Genomic DNA, 20,168 nt, shown 5'->3' with positions numbered 1-20,168 from the left:
TTATCACCATCTGTTCTTAATCTTGTTCTGCAGGTTATAAAGTGTATTCATTGCCTCGATAGGAGTCATATTCCCCATATCAAGACCTTTTATCTCATCAATGATATCGTTATCCTTAACTGTATCGAACAGAGACATCTGTGCCATATCCATCTGATCGTATACAGGCTTTTTCTTTTTCGCAGATGTCAGGTCTTTTACTGCTGCCGTAATATCCGCATCACTTAGTTCCTCCACCAGTTCCTTTGCTCTCTGGATCACAGAATCCGGAACACCGGCAAGCTTGGCAACCTGGATACCATAACTTTTGTCTGCGCCGCCCTGAACGATCTTACGCAGAAATACAATATCGTCCCCTTTTTCCTTGACAGCAATACAGTAGTTATTAACTCCCGGAATTTTACCCTCCAGTTCAGTAAGCTCATGATAATGGGTGGCAAATAATGTCTTTGCACCACAAAGCTTTGTATTGCTGATATGCTCGATCACAGCCCAGGCAATGGCAAGACCGTCAAATGTACTGGTGCCACGTCCGATCTCGTCAAGAATCAGAAGGCTTCTTGCAGTTGCATTCCTCAAAATATTGGCAACCTCTGTCATCTCTACCATAAAGGTACTCTGACCACTTGCCAGATCATCAGAGGCACCCACACGGGTGAAAATCCTGTCAACAATTCCAATGTTTGCTTTTTCAGCAGGGACAAAGCTTCCGATCTGTGCCATCAGTACGATCAGGGCAGTCTGTCTCATGTAGGTAGACTTACCTGCCATGTTCGGACCTGTGATAATGGATACCCTTTTCTTATGGTTATCCAGATATGTATCATTCGCAATAAACATATCGTTCTCTATCATCTGTTCCACAACAGGATGACGGCCGTTTTTAATATCTATCACACCTGTTGTATTTGTCTTCGGACGTACAAAATGATTTCTTTCCGCAACCAGTGCAAGAGAAGCAAACACATCCAGTGCAGCCACTGCCTTGGCAGTCTTCTGGATCCGCATAACTTCTTTCCCGACTGCATCTCTCACATCACAGAACAGTTCATATTCCAGAGCATACAGCTTATCCTCTGCCCCAAGGATCAGGTCTTCCAGTTCTTTTAACTCCTGGGTAATGTATCGCTCTGCATTGGTAAGCGTCTGTTTACGGATATAATTATCCGGCACCAGATCTTTAAAAGTATTGGTGATCTCCAGTGAATAACCAAATACGCGATTATATTTGATCTTCATTGTTTTGATGCCTGTACGCTCCCGCTCTTTGGCCTCCAGTTCTGAAAGCCATTTCTTACCATCTGTCCTGGAACGGCGGAATTTATCTACATCTTCATTATAGCCCTCTTTAATAATGCCTCCATCCTTCTGTGCAAGAGGCGGATCTTCCACGATGGCACGTTTGATCAGATCTGTCACATCCTCCAGCGAATCCATATCCTCATAGATTTTCTGAAGCAGAGGTGTTTTAAATTCTTTTAAAACCTGTTTTATATAAGGAAGCATTTCCAGCGAAGAAGCAAATGCGATCAGATCTCTTGGATTCGCAGATTTATAACTGATACGGCTGATCAGTCGTTCCAGGTCATAAACAGGTCCCAGATATTCCCTGATCTCATCCCGGAGCATTCCGTTTTTATTTAACTCTTCCAGTGCTTCCAGACGTTGTTCAATCTCATCTCTGTCGATCAGTGGCTGTTCCACATAACTGCGGAGAGTTCTGGCTCCCATTGCTGTTTTTGTCTTATCCAGTACCCAGAGAAGAGAACCTCTTTTCTGTTTCTCTCTCAGGGTTTCCACAAGTTCCAGATTTCTGCGGCTGGAACTGTCGATAAGCATATATTTCTCTGCTGCATAGGGACGGATAGTTGTCATATGGGACAAGGCTGTCTTCTGGGTTTCTTTTAGATATAAGAAAAGAGCTCCTGCAGCAATGATCCCGCAGTCATAATCACCAACGCCCAATCCCTCCAGAGAACCTACATGAAAATGATCTTTTAGTGTGCGGCGGCACAACTCGTCATCGAAATACCAGGAATCCAATGAAAAAACACAGATCCCAAGACGGTTCTGCAAGTCATCTGTATCTATATTAGACATATAAAAAGAATCATTACAGATAATCTCTGCAGGAACAAATTTATTGATCTCATCAAGAAGTTTCTGAGGTTTGTCCACCTCTGTAAGGAAACAGTCACCTGTTGTAATGTCTGCAATAGCGCATCCGAAATGTTCTTCCATAGACACAATAGACATCAGGTAATTATTCTTTGTCTCATCAAGAGCAGCAGCATCCAGTGTGGTTCCTGGGGTTACGATCCTTACAACCTCACGCTTTACCAGTCCTTTGGCTTTTTTAGGATCCTCTACCTGCTCACAGATTGCTACCTTATGTCCTCTCTCGATCAGACGATTGATATAAGTCTCCGCAGCATGATAAGGGACACCACACATGGGTGCCCTCTCCTCTAATCCGCAGTCTTTTCCTGTAAGGGTAATCTCCAGTTCCCTGGTGACAAGTAATGCATCATCAAAAAACATTTCATAAAAATCTCCCAGACGGTAGAATAAAATGCAGTCTTTATATTGTTCCTTTGTCTTGCAGTATTCCTGCATCATCGGACTCATTGCCATTTAATTGTTATCTCCTATCTTCATAACAGCTCACTGCTGTTTTTTATCTCATATATATTGTATTTTTGACATCTTAAGATTTTAACATGAATAAATAGAAGATGCAAGATAGAGTATAAACATTTATTCTATCATGTTGACTATATGTTACTAAACATCCTCCTTCACCATCCCTTTATAATTTATTTCAGCGTAGTCACGATCAGTTTACTTTCCAGGGCAGCTGCGATCATATTATCAGGGATATCTTTGGATACCACACTTCCTGCGCCAATCACTACATTGTTTCCGATTGATTTTTTACTTTTGCAGATGCTATAATTATAGTATTCTCATATATGGAAATCTATCAGAATAGTCTTTGATTTTTATAAAAATCGTACACGAGGTGAGCTTTTTGGATTTAATCAGAACAGAGCTTATGCCGGATTCCTCAGAAGTCGTTTCCTAGTAAGTGCTGCCAGATTTTTAAGCATTATATGCAACAGTCACCGGTTGACTTTCTGAATGCATACAGGTTGAAAATCAGCTGTCAGCTTCTGTGTACCACCCGGAAAAGTATTACGGAAATTGCCATGCTGTGTGGATTTAATCACCTGAGTTATTTTTCCAAATATTTTATGGAGTGTTATGGATGTACACCAAGGGAATACCGTGTACTTCATGATTCACATCATATTTGTTATTGTGATAAAACCACAATATTAGACATATCTGCGTGATAATTTCCTGATGATTCGGGATGGGGATGGTAAAGATGCAGAAGAACTGGCTTCTTCCCTGTGCAGGTATTATGAGGCTCGTAACCGTGAGGATATGGACAGACTACCGCGTGTGACTCGAGAAAATGTTCTGATCCTGAAGTATTATTCCTTTGAGAATTATTTCCTGGATCCGAAGATAATGGAAAAAATCGGAGTGATAAAAAGTGAGGATGATTTCTACGAAATCCTGTTGAAAAAGTGGAATGAATATCTATACAAATTAAAAAGCGGTCAGCATCTCACAGAAATGATCGGCCATGCTCTCAAAAATACTACAGATATCAGAGAACATATGGAAGAAATCCGTATCTGTCTCCGCGGACATAATTTATATGATATCTTTTACGGAAGATTCCGTAAAAACGAAACTGAAATCCTCAAATCCTATATAGAGGAGGCTCCAAGGGATACTTTTAAAGATATTCTGGATGCAATTGACCGTTTTGTTTATTTTGAGAACAGAAAAAAATAATTCATGAAGAGGGATGCCACGCATGGCATCCCCTTTTCATCAGGAAACGGTCATTACTTTTCCCATAAACAGTATTTCGTTATTGCTCCTGTCATAGATCAGGAAGGCAAAAGGACGAGTGAGTTCCACATTTTTGATAACTGGTTCTTTCTCCTCTACAGCTGACATACATTCCATGATAACTGCTGTCACCGCTGCTGCTTTCGTGCCGTTTTCATCCAGTTCCAGTTTTGTTTTCTGCAGTATCGTATCTACATTTACATTTTTGTCTGCAATACCGGAGAAATCAGCGTTGCTGGAAAATATATTATCAAGCCCCAGGCTTGAGAGTATGTCATTTAGGATGGCGGTAGTCTCAAAATCAAGTTTTGGCATCTTACATTGTACTTCGTCATACTCTGGCTGAGATTTCAGGAGTCCACCAATATCCAGATCCTCAAGTGTAAAATCGCCTTCATCGACAGGCAGGATTCCGACAAAACTCAGTCCGTTTGCATACTCTCTGTCAAATGCTGTTGCCTTATCATTTTCATAATACCTGTCTCCGGCACAGGTCATGTATTTTGTCTTTTCATTGTTTCCAAACTTCTCTTCTGTATCAGAAACATTCCAGGGTTCTCCACTCCATCCGGACTCAAAATATAGTGAATTAGTTAAGCACAGTCCGGTAGTATCATTGATCAGATCCGGGGTTATGATTTTCGGGATCAGCCCTTCCGTATTTTTGTCACACCAGGAATTAATGATACCGCATGTTTTCTCTGCAGCGGAAAAATCTACATTTTCCACTTCCGCCCCAAAACCGTTCGTTACTGAATTTTTAAATTCTTCCTGTAATGTCAGATTATTATCCACCCAGACTGCATCTGCAATCTTTAATTTTGACTTATATCCGTAACTCTCATCTTCAGTATTATATTCTTTAATCTTGTTCAGATATTCCTTTGCATAAGATGCAAAATCATCGGTTCCCAGGTAATTACATAGAACTTCTTTTGTCTCTCCTTCTGCACCTTCTGCGATCATGCCCAGCGCAAAATTAAGGCTTGTGGGACTGAACATAATATTTTCTCCATTGACTGCCGCAGAGATTTGGTCTGTCATTTTTACGGAATTCTGTAATGTCACGGCTTTGTCGATACTGGCTCCTTTATTACCGGACACCGTGTCTTCATTGCTGCTTTGGATTTCACTGGCTTCTGCGGAACCGGCATATATGCCGACAGCTGGCAGCGCGACAGTCATAGCTGCCAGTATTCCGATTAAGAGTTGTTTTCTTATCATAAGGCATTTCCTGCCACTCAAAGCGTGTGCAAATATACGCACATCGAGATAATGTAGACTCTCACGAGTTCTACTTACTACTTCATCGTGTATGCTTTGGATTGAACGAGATCATATCTACTCACAGGTTCTTGTACACTCCATAGTCGTAAATTCCCGAAATAGCCTTCGGTACATACTCACGTTTGCGTTTCGTTATGCAATTTCGTAAGTCGTGACATCTCTCAGATTTAAAGCAGCATTGAAATCCCTATCTTCGACATAACCACAACTGCATTTAAAGATCCTATCTGAAAGTTTTAAATCTTTCTTGACAGCACCGCAACAGTGACAGGTTTTAGACGATGGATACCATCTATCTACTACTCGAAGTTCAATTCCTTTTTCCCTGCATTTGGCTTGAAGTTTTGTTCTAAATTCATAAAACTTCTGTGATGCAACTGCTTTTGAAAGATGTCTGTTTTTCATCATGCCTTTTACATTTAAGTCTTCAATCGTTATATAAGATGGTTTGGTTTTTACTATCTCAGCGATTGTTTTGTTAATGTAATCAGTGCGGATATTATCTATCTTATGATGAAGTTTCTGTACCTTGCGCTTTTGTTTTTGTAAATTTGCTCTTTGAGTGGACTCTCCTTTCTTTAAATTTTCATATTTTCGCGAGAGACTTCTCTGTTTCCGAATAAGTTGTTTTTCAAGCTTTTTAAGTCTTGCTGATCTGTTAATGTTCTTATAAGTTTTACCATTAGAAACAATGGCGAATTCCTTTAATCCAAGATCAATGCCTATTCCCTCATTAGGATCATCAGTTATTTTGTTATCAGGGATCTCTACAAGAACGGAAACATAAAATCTGTCAGCTTTTATTGAAACGGAACCGCTTTTAATAACATATCCATCTTTTGTGGTTGGGATATATCCTTTTTCTTTGATACGAACCCAGCCAAGTGACGGGATGTTGATCCTATGTCTTTCGCATCGACAATCTTTTGGATTATTCTTTACAAAATACATCTTCACATCAGATCTGCCTTTCTTTTTGAAATTAGGAAAGGCACTTTCATGATTGAAAAATCTTGTAAATGCGGTCTGTCCGTTGTTCACTGCCTGCGTTACTGCTTTTGAATAAGCTTCCTTGATCCATGAATACTCCGGATGTTGTGGAAGATATTCATTATTAAGCCAGACTCTGAACTTATTGCTGCTCATAAATTTTTCGCCATTATTATAAAGTTCTTTATTATGAGCAAGATAGAAGTTGTAGATAAACCTGCAAGTTCCTATTGTCTTACGGATCTTGATCTTCTGTTCCTCTGACGGGTTTATTTCCGTCTTGAAGCTCTTTCGCAATTTCCTCATCCCTCTCTATTTGTTTTTTATACTTACGAAGTCCATACAGCCTGCAAGAGAAAACATGAAGGATCGAAACAATATCCTGTACAAGTTCTTCTTGTGGTGATAGTTCTTCATTATTGACTGCCACTATGGTCGTATTGAACTTCATACAGAATTTTTCAAACCAATCATAACCAAATCTGATAAATCTATCTTTATGGGTGATTATTATGGTTTTGATTTTTCCCTCCATTACTGCATCTAACAGTTTATTCCATTCTTTACGGTTATAATTAAGACCACTTCCATAATCTTCAATACATTGATCAACAATAATTCCTTTAGCATTACAAAACTGTCGTAAAAACGCGACTTGATTTTGTAAATCATCTTTTTGATTTCTTGTAGACACTCTTGTATAAATAACCACTTGTCGCATATCATTTTCGGTATTTATGCCTTTGAATTGAAGATATTGGTCGTAAGTGTAATAACGTCTATCAGTTGGGGTTCGGTCTGCCTTTAGAATCCCTTCTCTGTCCCAGCGTTGTAATGTCTTAACGGATACGCCTAACAGTTCCGCAAAATCTTTTGGCTTATAATTTGTGATATTTGATGTGTTCATAACCTTTTACTCCTTTGAGTATATTTAAACACATTTAATCCTGTTAGTCAATGTATTCAGTTACTTATAAAATCCTCCTATCAACAAATAATATAAAAATATCTACAGTAACTATTATAGTTCGAGCATCAACATTTTGGAAATAAAAAATGTATAGAAATCAACATTTTGGAAATAAAAAATGTATGTCTATTAACATTTTAGAATATTATAGCACTAATCAGGATATATTAAAGCTGAAAAAGCTTTGTAATGCATCATAGTATAACAACATTTCCATAGCGTTCTGTATATGGCAGCCCTTTTTTTCTTCATCTGAAAAAGTTAAACTTTAAAAAGAGAAAGGGAATAGGGCAAAACCGGATTGAGCAGAATAAACTCAATCCGGTTTTTGGTGTTAAAGATTATATACCTATGATTTTCTAATATCTTAATATTTTTTATTTCTTTTGTAGAAAACAGAATCAGAACAAATGATAGCTGTTGGAGTCACTTATGGCTTTTTTTCGTCAGTACTTGAATATAAAAAACAAAACGCTTCGATCCAACTCTTGCTGAAATGTGTGCTGCCCCGTTGCTTATGGTCACTGGATTAGCTGGTGGCCGTAGTTTATATATATTCAGATGATATCATGTTTTATCATTTCACAGTAACCGTCAGTGCCGCATATACACCATTTTGTGCATATACCCATATCGTACAGGTTCCTTTACCAACTGCCTGGATAAGCCCCTCCGGGGTAACAGTGGCTACTGCTGTATTGCTGCTTTCATAGCAGAGATTTCTGTGGTGTCTGATCTTTTTGTCCTTTTTTATTTCTTTTACTGTGATCTGTGCTGTTTTTCCTTTTTTCAGGGTTATTTTTGAAACATTCTTTTTGTTTCCGATCTTAGTTACGGAAACAGATCTTGCAATTCCGTATTTGCTGCCCTGTGTGATTACATGTATGGAGGCAGATGTATCTGTCACTACCTTTTTGCCATCTACTATCTTATATGCTTTTACGATATATTTATAGAAAGTGCCTTTCTTCAGGTTTTTATGTGTCCATGTACGTCCGTTTGTAATAGTGGCAAGCTTTTTGTATTTGTATGTCTTTGTACTTGTATTGCAGCGGTTTCCATATACCAAATATCCGTCCACACCATCAAGTTTACTCCATTCTAAGGTTATGGAAGTTTTCGTCTGGTTTACAGAACGGACTTTTAAGCGTCCGAACCCTTTTGTTTTGTTAATTACAGGCTTATCAAGGATCTTCACTGTGATTATTATTGAAGCTGTGTTTTTTCCATACTCTGTAGTTACTGTGATTATTGCCATTCCATTTCCGATTGCTGTTACTTTACCATTCTCATCTACAGCAGCAACCATTTCATTGTCAGACTTCCAGATCAGCTTCTGAGCGTCTGCGTTCTCAGGTTCGATCTTAACTTTCAGTTCTGTGGATTCACCAATCTTCGTCAGTGTTTCCTTCTCTGCTTCAATCGAGATCTTCTCAATTTCTACAGGAATCTTTACGGTTACGGCTACCGTTGCGGTATAATTTCCGCTTACGGATGTGACTGTGATTGTAGCTGTTCCATTTCCAACGGCGGTTACTTTACCCTTTTCGTCTACAGTTACCACACTTTCATCACTGGACTTCCATGTTACCCGCGTATTATCTGCATATGATGGAACCACTTCCGCGGAAAGCTGTGCAGTCTCGTCCTTCTTTGTAAGCATAAGGGTGTCCTGAGATACCTTGATACCTGTTACAGGGTAGCTTGGGATGTAGATCGATGGGATTGTTTCTTTTTCTGTGTATCCACAAACCGTACAGGTTCGTTCCTTCTCTCCTTCTGCTCCGATTGATGCCTGTTTTGTCACTACCCAGTTACCAAATGTATGTGCTTCCTGAGTTGTATTCTCATTTCCAATGCTGCAGTGCTCCCAGTGATTTGTTTTATCAAACTGCCAGGAATAAGAATGTTCAAACGCAGGAATTACAATAGATGCTGTCTCTGTGGAATTCACTCCTGCTTGACTTGTAGCTGTTACCTCCACTTTATAGGTTCCCGCCTCAGAGACTGTAAGAGTTTCTCCTGTCTGACTATTCAGGATCTGATCATCTTTATACCATTGATAGCTGTACGTAATGCCTTTATCGTCAAGCACATGCGTTGCCTTTGCCGTTAAAACAATTTTAGAAGACGGACAGCCTTTTTCTTTGTCCGCTGAAACTTGGACTTTTGGCTTTACCAGAGCCCATTTTAAATACTTTCCATCTCTTACCAGTTTGCTCATACCATTTGAATAGAATTGTGACTCAAACGATTCAGCTGCTGAATCATTCTCATATTCAACCGCAATTAAATCAGCTTTTCCATATGTAGGTGTCACCAAAATATGTTTGTCTGATAATTGCAAAGATTTACCTACATATATACGAGGCCCATAATTATTATCATCTGAAAGTGTTACGCTTCCCGTTATTACCGGACTGTCACTAAGATGCAGATCTGCGAAACCGGTATCTTCAGTCAGATTCGGATCCCACCCCATCAAGACGATCGCATTTTCTTCTTCATTCTCTCCTGTTCCGCTGTAATTATTTGTTATCGTTCCACCGGAAATGTTCACATCCATATTATGTTTGTTTCCCCTAGAACATATAGCGAATATACCGGCTCCGCTTCCATTCACATGATTGCCGCTGATAGTTCCACCTTCTATATTAAGCAGACTAGAATCATTGTTCGTTCCCTCTGTGTATATCGCACCTCCACGGTTACCCGCACTGTTATTACGGATTTTTGTATCTCCTTTGATGGTTACTCTTGAATACTTTGCTGAAATTGCACCACCTAATCCGCCCTGGATATTACCGTTTTCGTCAGGAGCTGCTGCAATGGCTGTATTTTTGTTGATGGTTCCAGATTCAATTTCTGCTTCAGAATAAATCAGATAAATTCCGCCACCTTCGCCGCGCATATCTTTAGGAGAAGGTTCTGTTGTTACTGTATTTTGGGTGATCTGGCAGCTTTCCCCATTTATAAACAATTTAGAAATAGACAAGTAGACACCTGCGCCCTGTCCACTTTTATTATGAATAATACTGCCTCCTTTTAAACTTACGTTTGAATCATTTATCGCATATATTCCACTGCCTCTTATTGACTGATTATCACTGATTGTACCCCCGTTTATTTTAATGTTTGAGTAAGACGAAAATATTCCACCGCCATACGTTGCACTATGTCCACTGATTGTACCTCCATTCACATTGACAGTTGCATGTTCCGCATATATTCCACCGCCATATTCAACTGTGTTCTGCTTATCTCCCAGGATTTTACCACCATTCAGATTTACAGTACTATCGTGTGATACAATAATACAACTGTTTCCCGGGAACGGTCCAATCTCAGTACCATCCGCTATAGTCAATGTTGCCAACCTTCCAGTCACTTCAATAGGATAATTAGAGAACTGGCAAGACTTACCATCCGGTGTTTTATTATTTATTATTATGTTTTCTAATGTTACCTTACCTCTACTTATATACAGCATACCTGACATATTGCTTTTTCCAGGGCGAAATGTCACATTGCTCAGTTTGATATCACTATCGACCTCCACACAATCAAGAAGAAAAATATCGCCACCTTGTGCAAGCTCTACGGCTTTCGAAAGAGTATTTACGGCAGACTTAGCACTCTCTCCAGTATTACCATCGTTTCCAGATGACGGATCCAGGTAAACAGCCGCTTTTTCTTCTGTCTGCGCAGCTAGAACGCTGTCATCGGAAAACCCGCTTGCCTCATTTTCGCTGGACAATCCGGTACGTCCTGAATCTTCGCAGTTATCTTCGATCTCAAAGGTATGTTCTGGCTCCATCATACCTTCGTCTTCTGCATCGGATATTGTAGCTGCCGGAGTCTCTTCTCCTGCATCTTCGGAAACGATCAGCTGACTACCATCAGTAAAAGTGTCTGCCAATACCGGAGTTACCGCCATCGTTGCGGACATAACGATACTCAATGCCCATGAAACAGTTTTTTTGAAACACTTTTTCTTCATACTTCCACCTTTCCTTTCTTTAATACATGATCTTCTACGTCTTGACTCTTTTGTCCTCTTTTTCTGAATTTGATACATAATGCAGTAATCACGACTGCCACAGTAAAGGAAATGACAGCCACCAACACATAACCGCCTGCGTCCTCATGCAGCAGGATTGTGCCGTACATTCCCGTGATGTCTATTGGCTGGCTTTGCATCATCCCCATTGTTCCCACGAGAGACAGGAACAACAGGGTACACAGAACAGACAGCCGGCAGACTGTGCGCCGCTCCTGGCGGCGGTGGTATTCATGCATTCGTTTTTTTACCAATTCGATACGCTTTTCTGTATCATACATGCCTTCCATCCTCCTTTCACAAAAAAGTCCTAAAAAGTCTTTCACTTATATAGGTACAAAAAAAGCGAAAAACTCTCACCTGAAAATCAAATTTTTTCAAAAAAATTTGAGAGCTGCCGAAACAGCTCCCAAAAGCGGAAAATCAGGTTATATTATTGTATTGAACTGCGGAAGATCAGTTTTCCCGCTGCCAGGATCAGTACAGGCAACAGATAAGCAATATACTGTGCTGCACTGCCATAGGCGATCAGAAGATTATAAATTGCGTGAAAAGTGATTGCTGCTCCCAGCAGACCGCAGGTTCCGGCAATCTTCAGCCATGTTCTCTGCCACACATATGCAAGACCACCGCCGACAATGGCTCCACAGATCACATGCATGGCTCCAGTCCCAATACCACGGAAGAAAATAAAAGAAAAATGTCCGGCTCCGTTTTGGATCAGGTAGCAGACGTTCTCAAATGTGGCAAAGGAAAGAGCTATAACTACAGCTGTATTTTTTATCTGCTCTCTTTTCGGCTCAAATATCAGCAGATAAAAGAGCAATGGCAGAAATTTCATCACTTCCTCCACCACCGGGGCGATCTCTGTAGTAGTGGTAAAGGTGTCCGCTCTATAAAGTGCGGCAAAAAAGGTGTTGATGTAAGCAGACAGCAGACAGGCACCCATTCCGGCAAGGCAGAACAGAAAGAATTTTCTCTGCCGCTTTCCCATACACAGAGCCGCGATCAACAGGGGCGAAGCAATGCAGAGAAATACATTTTCAATATAGGTCATGTCTGCACCGCCTTTCCTGTGGCCGGGAGCAGTGCGAACAGGCAGCCTGTAAGCAGAAGATCAAACCAGCAATAGGGATTGGAAATGGAATAACCCGGCCACAGACAGCCGGAGAGCCAAAGAGCATACTCCACCGCCACATAGCACAGCACCCCAATGTGAAAATACCGGATCTTACGTGCCGTTCCCGTCTGTATCAGAGCATAAATAAGCCCTCTGATGGAATGATAAGAAACAACGATCATCATGCTACACCAGAGCAAATTGGAGAGAACATCCCCAAAGGTACAGTAAAACACACAAAGCGGAATGCCAATCAGAGGAGCTATCAGAGATTTCCGTGTCGAAAAGTCTCTTTCCTCCGCAGAAGAAAGGGTGTATTGCAGAAGATAAAGAAAAATCACGCTGGCTATCCAGCCGAACTCTGACACATAAAAGACCTGCGGCGTTTCAGAAAACAGAAGCAGATACAGCGTCCAGTAAAGAGAGCCAAGGGCAAAGCAGCCGTAAAAACAGGTCAGCAGGAAACAGGTCTGTTTTCGATCTTTCAGATACCAGATACCACTCAGACAAAAGCCCAGCAGGGTGACAGCGAATTGAAAAAGATTATTGATCAGCTCCATCTCCATTGTCCCCCTTTTGTTCCTCCGTCTGCTCCTCTTTGTCCAGCTGGCGGATGCGGAAGCACAGAACCGTCACGCACACGCCGAGAATAAAAGCGAGCAGTCCGATCACCATATATCCCAGTGCGGTGCCGCCGCCTAAAATTGTTGCTGCTGTTTCAAAGCCGGAAGAAGCACCGGGCTCAATCTGTCCGACAATACCTGGCATGACAAAGGAAACACCAACGATTACTGCAAGGCATGCCGCTATGCAGAATGCGGAGACAATCCGTCTGTGCCTCAGTCTCTGCTGTCGTTCTTTTTCCCCAATACGCCGTTTTACTTCAGCAATTCGTTCCTCATTTTTCAACATCTGTAATACCCTCCCGTTGCAATAATCCGCGTAAACGCTCTTTTCCCCGGTACACCATATTTGTGATCTGTTTCACACTTTTTCCCATGACCTTAGCAGCCTGTTGATAGCTCATACCCTCAAAATAGGTCAGATAAAGAGCTTCCCGATAATCTGAATTTAACTCGTCCATGCAGAGATGCAGGATCTGATTTCGTTCCTTTGTGCGGACGATCTCCTCCACCAGCGTTTGTGCCTCCGGTTCTCTGGTCAGGTCGTCAAGACTGAAGATAATCCGTCGTCTGCTTTTGTGGCGTAATGCCATGTGACGCGCTGCTTTATAGAGATAAGCCTTAAAACATCCATCCCGGATGCGGGGCTTTTTCGTAAACAGCCAGGAAAAGGTTTCCATCATTAAGTCCTCCGCTTCGTGGACATCATGCAGATAACCATCGATGTATAAGGTCAATGGATCGCCGTATTTTTTTATCAATAGTTCAAGTCCTGTCTCGTCACCGCTCAGATATTGCCCATAAAGCTCTTCATCAGTAGCCATACCGTTCAATTCCTTTCCCCATATTACTCCTCTGTTGTCAGGTGTAATCTCCTGGCTTCTTTCCTTCGTTCTTTTAATAAGCATAGTATACTTTTGTTTACAAAATACGTCAATTGTTCATAGTTCATAGCAATTCTACAAAATAATGCAACTTTGTATACTTTCCTGTGTTATCTGATTTCTTACAGTGGACAGTGCAAAAGAACTGTCCGTAACCGGACTGAAAACACCGGAAATAATAAAAGCAGCTGTATAGCTCTAAAGAGCAAACAGTAGTGGCGTCATGGATGCACCCTGAAAAAAGGCGGTATCCCGCCTTTTTTCAGATGCTCTGGTAACTCAGTTACCGAGTAATTCACAAACATTTATTAGAACTTTATTCAGCCTTTATAGCCCAGCGCATCTTTGTGGAACGGGCTCTTGGATTCTGTGTGCACTCTTTGGCTGAGGGGCGGATCACATCTTTTGCATAGTCTGAGTAGATTCCCTCCTTGTATCCTGCTTTAAGCGCTTTCTTTACCAGCTTGTCTTCACCGGAATGAAAGGTAAGGATTGCCACACGTCCGCCCGGACGCAAAGCATCCGGAAGCTTCTCCATAAATTCATACAATACTTCGAACTCATGGTTAACATCAATACGCAATGCCTGGAAGGTTCGCTGGCAGGTTTTCTTAATTGTCTCTTTCTTTTCCTTTTCAGGAAGGAAATCAAGAGTTTTTTCGATTACCTGACGCAGTTTTGTGGTAGTGTCAATATGATTTCCCCTGCGGATCTCATCGGTAATGGCTTTGGCGAGTTCCTCACAATATGGTTCATCAGAATTTTCACAGAGCATTCCCGCAAGCTCCTCTCTGGAAATGGTATCCAGACGCTGGGCTGCACTGATGCCGGTTTCCTGATTCAGGCGCAGATCCAGAGGTCCGTCTGTTTTAAAAGAGAAACCTCTTTTGGGGTTATCAATCTGCATGGATGAAACACCGAGATCTGCCAGAATAAAGTCAAATCCTCCAACCTCTTTGGCAATCTCATCAATGGTGCAGAAGTTCTGAAGCTTTACTGTCAGCAGTTCTTCCCCGAATCCCTGCTCTGCCAGACGTTTCTTTGTTTTGGCGGATTCCTCAGGGTCTACATCTGTTGCATAAATATGGCCCTTGCCATTCAGACACTGAAGCATCGCTTTCGTATGGCCGCCATAGCCCAATGTGGCATCAAATCCAGTTTCGCCCGGCTGGATATTAAGAAAATCAAGGATTTCCTTAACCATAATGGAGATATGCATTCCCGCCGGGGTATTTCCTTTCTGAATCACGTGTTCAATGGTATCTTTATATTTCTCAGGCTGTAATTCCTTGTATTTCTCTTCGAATTTCTTCGGATATTTTCCTTTATAACGGACACGTCTTTTATGTGGTGTCTGGTTCTGGTTTTCCATAAAATCCCCTTTTTGTTTTTTATTCCTGTGTGATACCAGTTACTTCATAGCCGGCTTCTTTGATCACTTCGCGGATCTTATCCTCGTCCAGTTTCTCCGGAGCATGGATCACCGTGGTTCCTTTTTCATGGGAGGAAACTACATCTTCCACTCCAAATGCCTCTTTTACTGCCTTTGTCACATGTGCTTCACAATGTCCACACATCATTCCTGTTACGTTTACTGTGATTGTTGTCATTTCTTTGTTCTCCTTGTTTTCTTTTATATTTTCCTGATCTTTTGGATCATGAATTTCACTGTTGCAAAAGTCTGGATTCTCTGCCTTTAGACTTTTGTTTTCTGTTACGTTTTTCATTTCTGCATTAGCTGAAATATAATGGATTTCTTCCACATTCTGTTTTATTTTTTTGTCTCTGGAAGCATCATGTACCTTAAAGAGATTCAGTCTCAGTGCATTGGTTACCACACAGAAACTGGAAAGGCTCATGGCAGCTGCACCAAACATGGGGTTCAGTGTCCATCCGAAAATCGGAATCCATACACCGGCTGCCAGTGGAATACCGATCACATTGTAGAAGAATGCCCAGAAAAGATTCTCATGGATATTTCTCAATGTTGCCCGGCTTAAACGTATGGCAGCAGGTACATCACTGAGCCGGCTCTTCATTAATACCACATCTGCGGCATCAATGGCAACATCTGTTCCTGCACCGATCGCAATACCGATGTCTGCCCTGGTAAGTGCAGGGGCATCATTGATTCCGTCTCCTACCATGGCAACCTTTCCCTGTTCCTTCAGAGAACGGATCACACTTTCCTTGCCATCCGGAAGAACACCTGCAATTACATCGTCCACTCCTGCCTGTGCTCCGATCGCTTTTGCTGTGCGTTCATTATCACCGGTAAGCATTACTACCCTGATTCCCATGTTCTGCAGTTCTTTTATTGCCTGAGGACTGTCCTCTTTTATAACATCTGCCACTGCGATCATGCCGAGAAGCTTCCCGCCTTTTGCAAAAAGAAGTGGTGTTTTTCCTTCTCCTGCAAGTTTTTCTGCCTGCTTCATCAGTTCTGGTGATACAGAGGTTTCATTGCTGATAAATTTCATATTTCCGCCTGTAAGCACATCACTGTTTAATGCTGCACGAAGACCGTTTCCAGGAAGAGCCTGAAAATCAGAAACCTTCTGCAAAACAATCTTTTTCTCTTCTGCTCTGGCAATAATGGCTTTTGCAAGAGGATGTTCACTCTTCTTCTCAAGTGCATAGGCATAGCCTAAAAGCTCTTCCTCTGAGATTCCCTTTGCAGGAACCATATCTGTCACCTGCGGTTCACCCTTTGTGATAGTTCCTGTCTTATCTAATGCAACGATCTGGATCTTACCTGCTTCCTCCAGGGATACTGCTGTTTTAAACAGGATTCCGTTTTTGGCTCCCATTCCGTTTCCTACCATAATGGCAACCGGTGTGGCAAGTCCAAGGGCACAGGGACAGCTGATGACCAGAACAGAAATACCTCTGGCAAGTGCATATCCGAACTCTTTTCCTGTCAGCAGCCAGACAATGGTGGTGACAACCGCAATACTGATAACTGTCGGAACAAAAACTCCGGAAACCCTGTCTGCGATTTTGGCAATAGGTGCTTTTGTTGCAGCCGCATCACTGACCATCTTAATAATCTGGGAAAGAGTAGTGTCCTCGCCTACCCGGGTAGCTTCGCATCTGATAAATCCGGACTGGTTTACGGTTGCAGCAGAGACTGCATCTCCCGGATTCTTGTCAACAGGAATACTCTCCCCTGTAAGTGCCGCCTCATTGACAGCACTGTTTCCCTCAAGGACCACTCCGTCCACCGGAATGTTCTCACCGGGACGTACCACAAAAACATCACCTTTTCGGACCTGTTCGATGGGCACCGTAGCCTCTTGTCCGTTCCGGACAACAACTGCTGTCTTAGGTGCCAGCTTCATCAGACCTTTCAGCGCATCCGTTGTCCTTCCCTTAGATCGGGCTTCCAGCATTTTTCCAACTGTGATCAGGGTAAGGATCATGGCGGCAGATTCAAAATAGAACTCCATCATGTAATTCATAACTGCTGCAGAATCTCCGTCCACCTGTGCCCTTGTCATTGCAAAAAGTACATAAACACTCCACAAAAAGGATGCCATGGAACCAAGTGCCACAAGGGTATCCATATTTGGTGCACGATGCCACAAACTCTTAAAGCCGCTGATAAAAAATTTCTGGTTAATGACCATTATGATTCCGGCGAGAAGAAGCTGCACCAGTCCCATGGCAATATGATTATCATTAAACCATGCCGGAAGAGGCCAGCCCCACATCATATGTCCCATGGAAAAATACATCAGCACAAGCAGAAAGCCTACAGATGCGATCAGCCTTTGTTTCAGTGCCGGTGTTTCATGGTCTTCCAGTGCCTCCTCTGCCGCAGAAGCAGATATCTGTTCTCCGGATGCCCCCTTTAAGGATGCTCCATAACCTGCATCCTGTACTGCCTTGATGATCGCACCTGCACCGGCAGTTCCCTCTACTCCCATAGAGTTGGTCAGCAGACTGACCGAACAGGATGTCACCCCCGGAACTCTGGATACGGCCTTCTCCACTCTGCTGCTGCAGGCTGCACAGCTCATTCCGGTTACATTGTATTGTTCCATTTCTATTCCTCCTACGACTTGTTGTTCCTTACCTGATATCTACTGCTCTGTTGCTTTGCAGTTCCCGGATCTTTGTTCTGCTGTACTCTGATGCTATAACAGTCTGAACACAGCTTTCACTTCATCAGTTTCTGCAAAGTAGCCACCAGTTCATCGATCGTCTCATCCTTGCCCCCGCGGATATCTCTTGCCACACAGTTGCGGATATGGCTGGCAAGCAGTTCTTTGTTAAATGCGTTCACTGCTGCGTTAACTGCTGCGGACTGGATCAGGATATCGTTACAGTACGCATCATTCTCCAGCATACCGATAATCCCTCGGATTTGTCCTTCCACACGTTTAAGACGATTGATCAGCTTCTTTCTCTCCTCCTCAGAACGCATTGTGTGTTTTGTGCAGCAGGGACAGACTTTTTTCTCCAGTATATCTGCCATATGGGAAATCCTCCTTCTGATTTTTATGCACTCTCGGAATCTTTTTGTACTTGATTTTATGAGAAGATTTTTTGTCAGATGTGCCCGAATTTTTGAGGCGTACGCGGTGCGTACGTTGATAAAATTCGGGTGCATCTGGCGAAAAATCAGCCATAAAAGCAAGTGCAATAAAGACTCCGAGAGTACATTTTTATAAATAAGCTCTGTTTTATATAAATTTCTGAAACATATAACGATTTCAAAATACCCTTACGGGGTATCTTTATAGTAGTCACTATATACCCTTATGGGGTATTTGTCAATACTGTTTTTCATATCGGAAACAAGTGGTGTGTGAACAGTAACAAAGATTACTGTGGACAGAGTAAGCAGCAGTAACACAAAAAAGAGCTCTCACAGAAAATAACCGCCGGTAATATTCTGCCGGTAATTATTTTTCGCGAAAGCTCAAAGACCTATACTCTATGCACTTTTCTTCTGACAAAATAAAAACAGGTGACCTGCATAATGATCGTCAGCATCCAGGATGCAGGATAGGAAATAAACAGAACAGCCAGTGATCTGTGATGCGGGAATATTCCAAATATCCATACGATCCTGGTTCCTACTGTTCCGATCACTGACAGGATCATTGGAACGCCGGAATGTCCCATTCCACGCAGGGCACCCGGAAACAGATCCATAATCCCGCAGAGAAAATAAGGTACGGTAGTGTAAGACAGGATTTCCAGTCCGCAGCGGATCACTTCCGGATCGGCAGTATAAATCTTAAGAATCTCAGAACCGAAGAAATATGCACCGCATCCAAGGGAAAAGGAGGTAACTACGGAAATAATAAGACAGTCGACCAGAACCTTATCCATACGTTTAAATTTATGCACACCATAGTTCTGACTGGTAAAGCTCATACATGCCTGTGTGACAGAGTTCACCGCCACATACAGAAAACCGAAAATATTATTGGCCGCCGTATACCCTGCCATGGCGGTCGATCCAAAGGAGTTAACCGAGGACTGAAGCAGAGCATTTGACAGATTAATGACTGTGCTCTGGATCCCGGCCGGAATCCCAACCTGGAAAATCTGTTTTAAGTAAACAGTATTGATCCTTAATTTTCCAAAATGAAGCTGGTAGCTGGTTTTCGATGTACGCAGACATCTGAGTACCAGAATGCAGGAAATTAACTGGGAGATCACAGTAGCAATGGCTACGCCCGCCACATCCATATGAAACATGATCACGAGGATCAGATTCAGTACTGCATTTACAACACCGGAAATAACCAGAAAGATCAGTGGACGTTTCGTATCTCCTACAGCCCGCAGAATCGCAGCTCCATAATTATAAAGCATAAAAAACGGCATACCCAGAAAATAGATTTTCATATACAGTGCAGACTGTCCGATCACATCATCCGGGGTACCCATCAGTTCCAGAGCCCATCTGGAAAAAATCAGTCCTACAAATGCCATGACGATACCGCTTACCAGTGCAAGAGTTACAGCCGTATGAACGGTATCTGACATTTCCCGGTCTTTTCCTGCCGCATAGAACCGGGCAGCAAGTACATTCGCACCAAGTGAGATACCAATAAACAGATTGGTAAACACATTGATCAGTGCTGTGGTTGAGCCTACGGCTGCAAGTGCCTGACTTCCGCTAAATCTTCCCACCACTATGATATCCACAGCATTAAACATCAGCTGCAGGATTCCGGACAGCATCAGCGGCAGTGAAAAGGAAATCAGCTTGTCCATGATGGTTCCGTTACACATATCTATTTCGTATTTATTTTGTTTCACTTTTATCTTCCACCCTTTATAT

The 20,168-nt window shown here is 42.1% G+C and carries 15 protein-coding genes and 1 pseudogene; 2 read left to right on the top strand and 14 right to left on the bottom strand.

Annotated elements, in window-relative coordinates; genetic code table 11:
* Positions 1-3: 3 nt before the first annotated feature.
* Entirely contained in the window at positions 4-2,634 is a 2,631-nt protein-coding gene (gene mutS, locus LI074_RS11545; RefSeq protein ID WP_020993914.1) for a DNA mismatch repair protein MutS, read from the bottom strand.
* Positions 2,635-3,062: 428 nt separating this feature from the next.
* On the opposite strand from mutS, the gene LI074_RS17910 reads away from it, so the two are divergent.
* Positions 3,063-3,356 (top strand): helix-turn-helix transcriptional regulator, encoded by a 294-nt coding sequence (locus LI074_RS17910; protein WP_319017571.1) that lies wholly within the window; start codon positions 3,063-3,065, stop codon positions 3,354-3,356.
* Positions 3,346-3,870: pseudogene (locus LI074_RS11535) on the top strand (OLD family endonuclease); the annotation flags it as partial. The gene LI074_RS17910 and the pseudogene LI074_RS11535, both read left to right, overlap by 11 nt.
* A 39-nt stretch (positions 3,871-3,909) precedes the next feature.
* Here LI074_RS11535 and LI074_RS11530 read toward each other — a convergent pair.
* The 13 genes from LI074_RS11530 to LI074_RS11470 form a co-directional block, all read right to left on the bottom strand.
* The gene (locus LI074_RS11530) at positions 3,910-5,154 is read right to left on the bottom strand and encodes a serpin family protein (protein ID WP_020993915.1); all 1,245 of its coding nucleotides are present in this window, start codon (positions 5,152-5,154) and stop codon (positions 3,910-3,912) included.
* A 195-nt stretch (positions 5,155-5,349) separates the two neighbouring features.
* On the bottom strand, positions 5,350-6,513 hold the full coding sequence (locus LI074_RS11525; RefSeq protein WP_044952123.1) for an RNA-guided endonuclease InsQ/TnpB family protein: 1,164 nt from the start codon (positions 6,511-6,513) through the stop codon (positions 5,350-5,352).
* Positions 6,443-7,099, bottom strand: coding sequence for an IS607 family transposase (locus tag LI074_RS11520; RefSeq protein ID WP_167338119.1), 657 nt, complete (start codon positions 7,097-7,099; stop codon positions 6,443-6,445). The genes LI074_RS11525 and LI074_RS11520 overlap by 71 nt, the downstream gene beginning before the upstream one ends.
* Before the next feature lie 655 nt (positions 7,100-7,754).
* The gene (locus LI074_RS11515) at positions 7,755-11,177 is read right to left on the bottom strand and encodes an Ig-like domain-containing protein (RefSeq protein WP_173698130.1); all 3,423 of its coding nucleotides are present in this window, start codon (positions 11,175-11,177) and stop codon (positions 7,755-7,757) included.
* Positions 11,174-11,518, bottom strand: a complete 345-nt coding sequence (locus LI074_RS11510; RefSeq protein WP_020993917.1) for a hypothetical protein — start codon at positions 11,516-11,518, stop codon at positions 11,174-11,176. Before LI074_RS11510 ends, LI074_RS11515 begins: the two co-directional genes overlap by 4 nt.
* A gap of 152 nt (positions 11,519-11,670) precedes the next feature.
* Positions 11,671-12,294, bottom strand: coding sequence for a PrsW family glutamic-type intramembrane protease (locus tag LI074_RS11505; RefSeq protein WP_020993918.1), 624 nt, complete (start codon positions 12,292-12,294; stop codon positions 11,671-11,673).
* Entirely contained in the window at positions 12,291-12,917 is a 627-nt protein-coding gene (locus LI074_RS11500) for a hypothetical protein (protein ID WP_055052825.1), read from the bottom strand. The genes LI074_RS11505 and LI074_RS11500 overlap by 4 nt, the downstream gene beginning before the upstream one ends.
* Positions 12,901-13,269 (bottom strand): hypothetical protein, encoded by a 369-nt coding sequence (locus LI074_RS11495; protein ID WP_055052824.1) that lies wholly within the window; start codon positions 13,267-13,269, stop codon positions 12,901-12,903. The genes LI074_RS11500 and LI074_RS11495 overlap by 17 nt, the downstream gene beginning before the upstream one ends.
* Complete coding sequence (locus tag LI074_RS11490) at positions 13,256-13,888, bottom strand: RNA polymerase sigma factor (protein WP_055052772.1); 633 nt, start codon at positions 13,886-13,888, stop codon at positions 13,256-13,258. The genes LI074_RS11495 and LI074_RS11490 overlap by 14 nt, the downstream gene beginning before the upstream one ends.
* 292 nt (positions 13,889-14,180) lie before the next feature.
* Positions 14,181-15,236 carry a 16S rRNA (cytosine(1402)-N(4))-methyltransferase RsmH gene (gene rsmH, locus LI074_RS11485; protein ID WP_055059502.1) on the bottom strand — a complete coding sequence of 352 codons (1,056 nt, stop codon included), beginning with the start codon at positions 15,234-15,236 and terminating at the stop codon, positions 14,181-14,183.
* Between the two features lie 19 nt (positions 15,237-15,255).
* Positions 15,256-17,910 carry a heavy metal translocating P-type ATPase gene (locus LI074_RS11480; RefSeq protein WP_173698129.1) on the bottom strand — a complete coding sequence of 885 codons (2,655 nt, stop codon included), beginning with the start codon at positions 17,908-17,910 and terminating at the stop codon, positions 15,256-15,258.
* Positions 17,911-18,026: 116 nt separating this feature from the next.
* Entirely contained in the window at positions 18,027-18,344 is a 318-nt protein-coding gene (locus LI074_RS11475; RefSeq protein ID WP_173698128.1) for a metal-sensing transcriptional repressor, read from the bottom strand.
* A gap of 455 nt (positions 18,345-18,799) precedes the next feature.
* On the bottom strand, positions 18,800-20,119 hold the full coding sequence (locus LI074_RS11470; protein WP_055052823.1) for an MATE family efflux transporter: 1,320 nt from the start codon (positions 20,117-20,119) through the stop codon (positions 18,800-18,802).
* Positions 20,120-20,168: the final 49 nt, after the last annotated feature.

The sequence above is a fragment of the Blautia sp. MSK18_10 genome (genome assembly GCF_020553185.1).
In the GTDB taxonomy this organism is placed as follows: domain Bacteria; phylum Bacillota; class Clostridia; order Lachnospirales; family Lachnospiraceae; genus Blautia_A; species Blautia_A wexlerae.
Note: the sequence above shows the minus strand (reverse complement) of the source record. Positions and strands in the feature narration are given on the sequence as shown.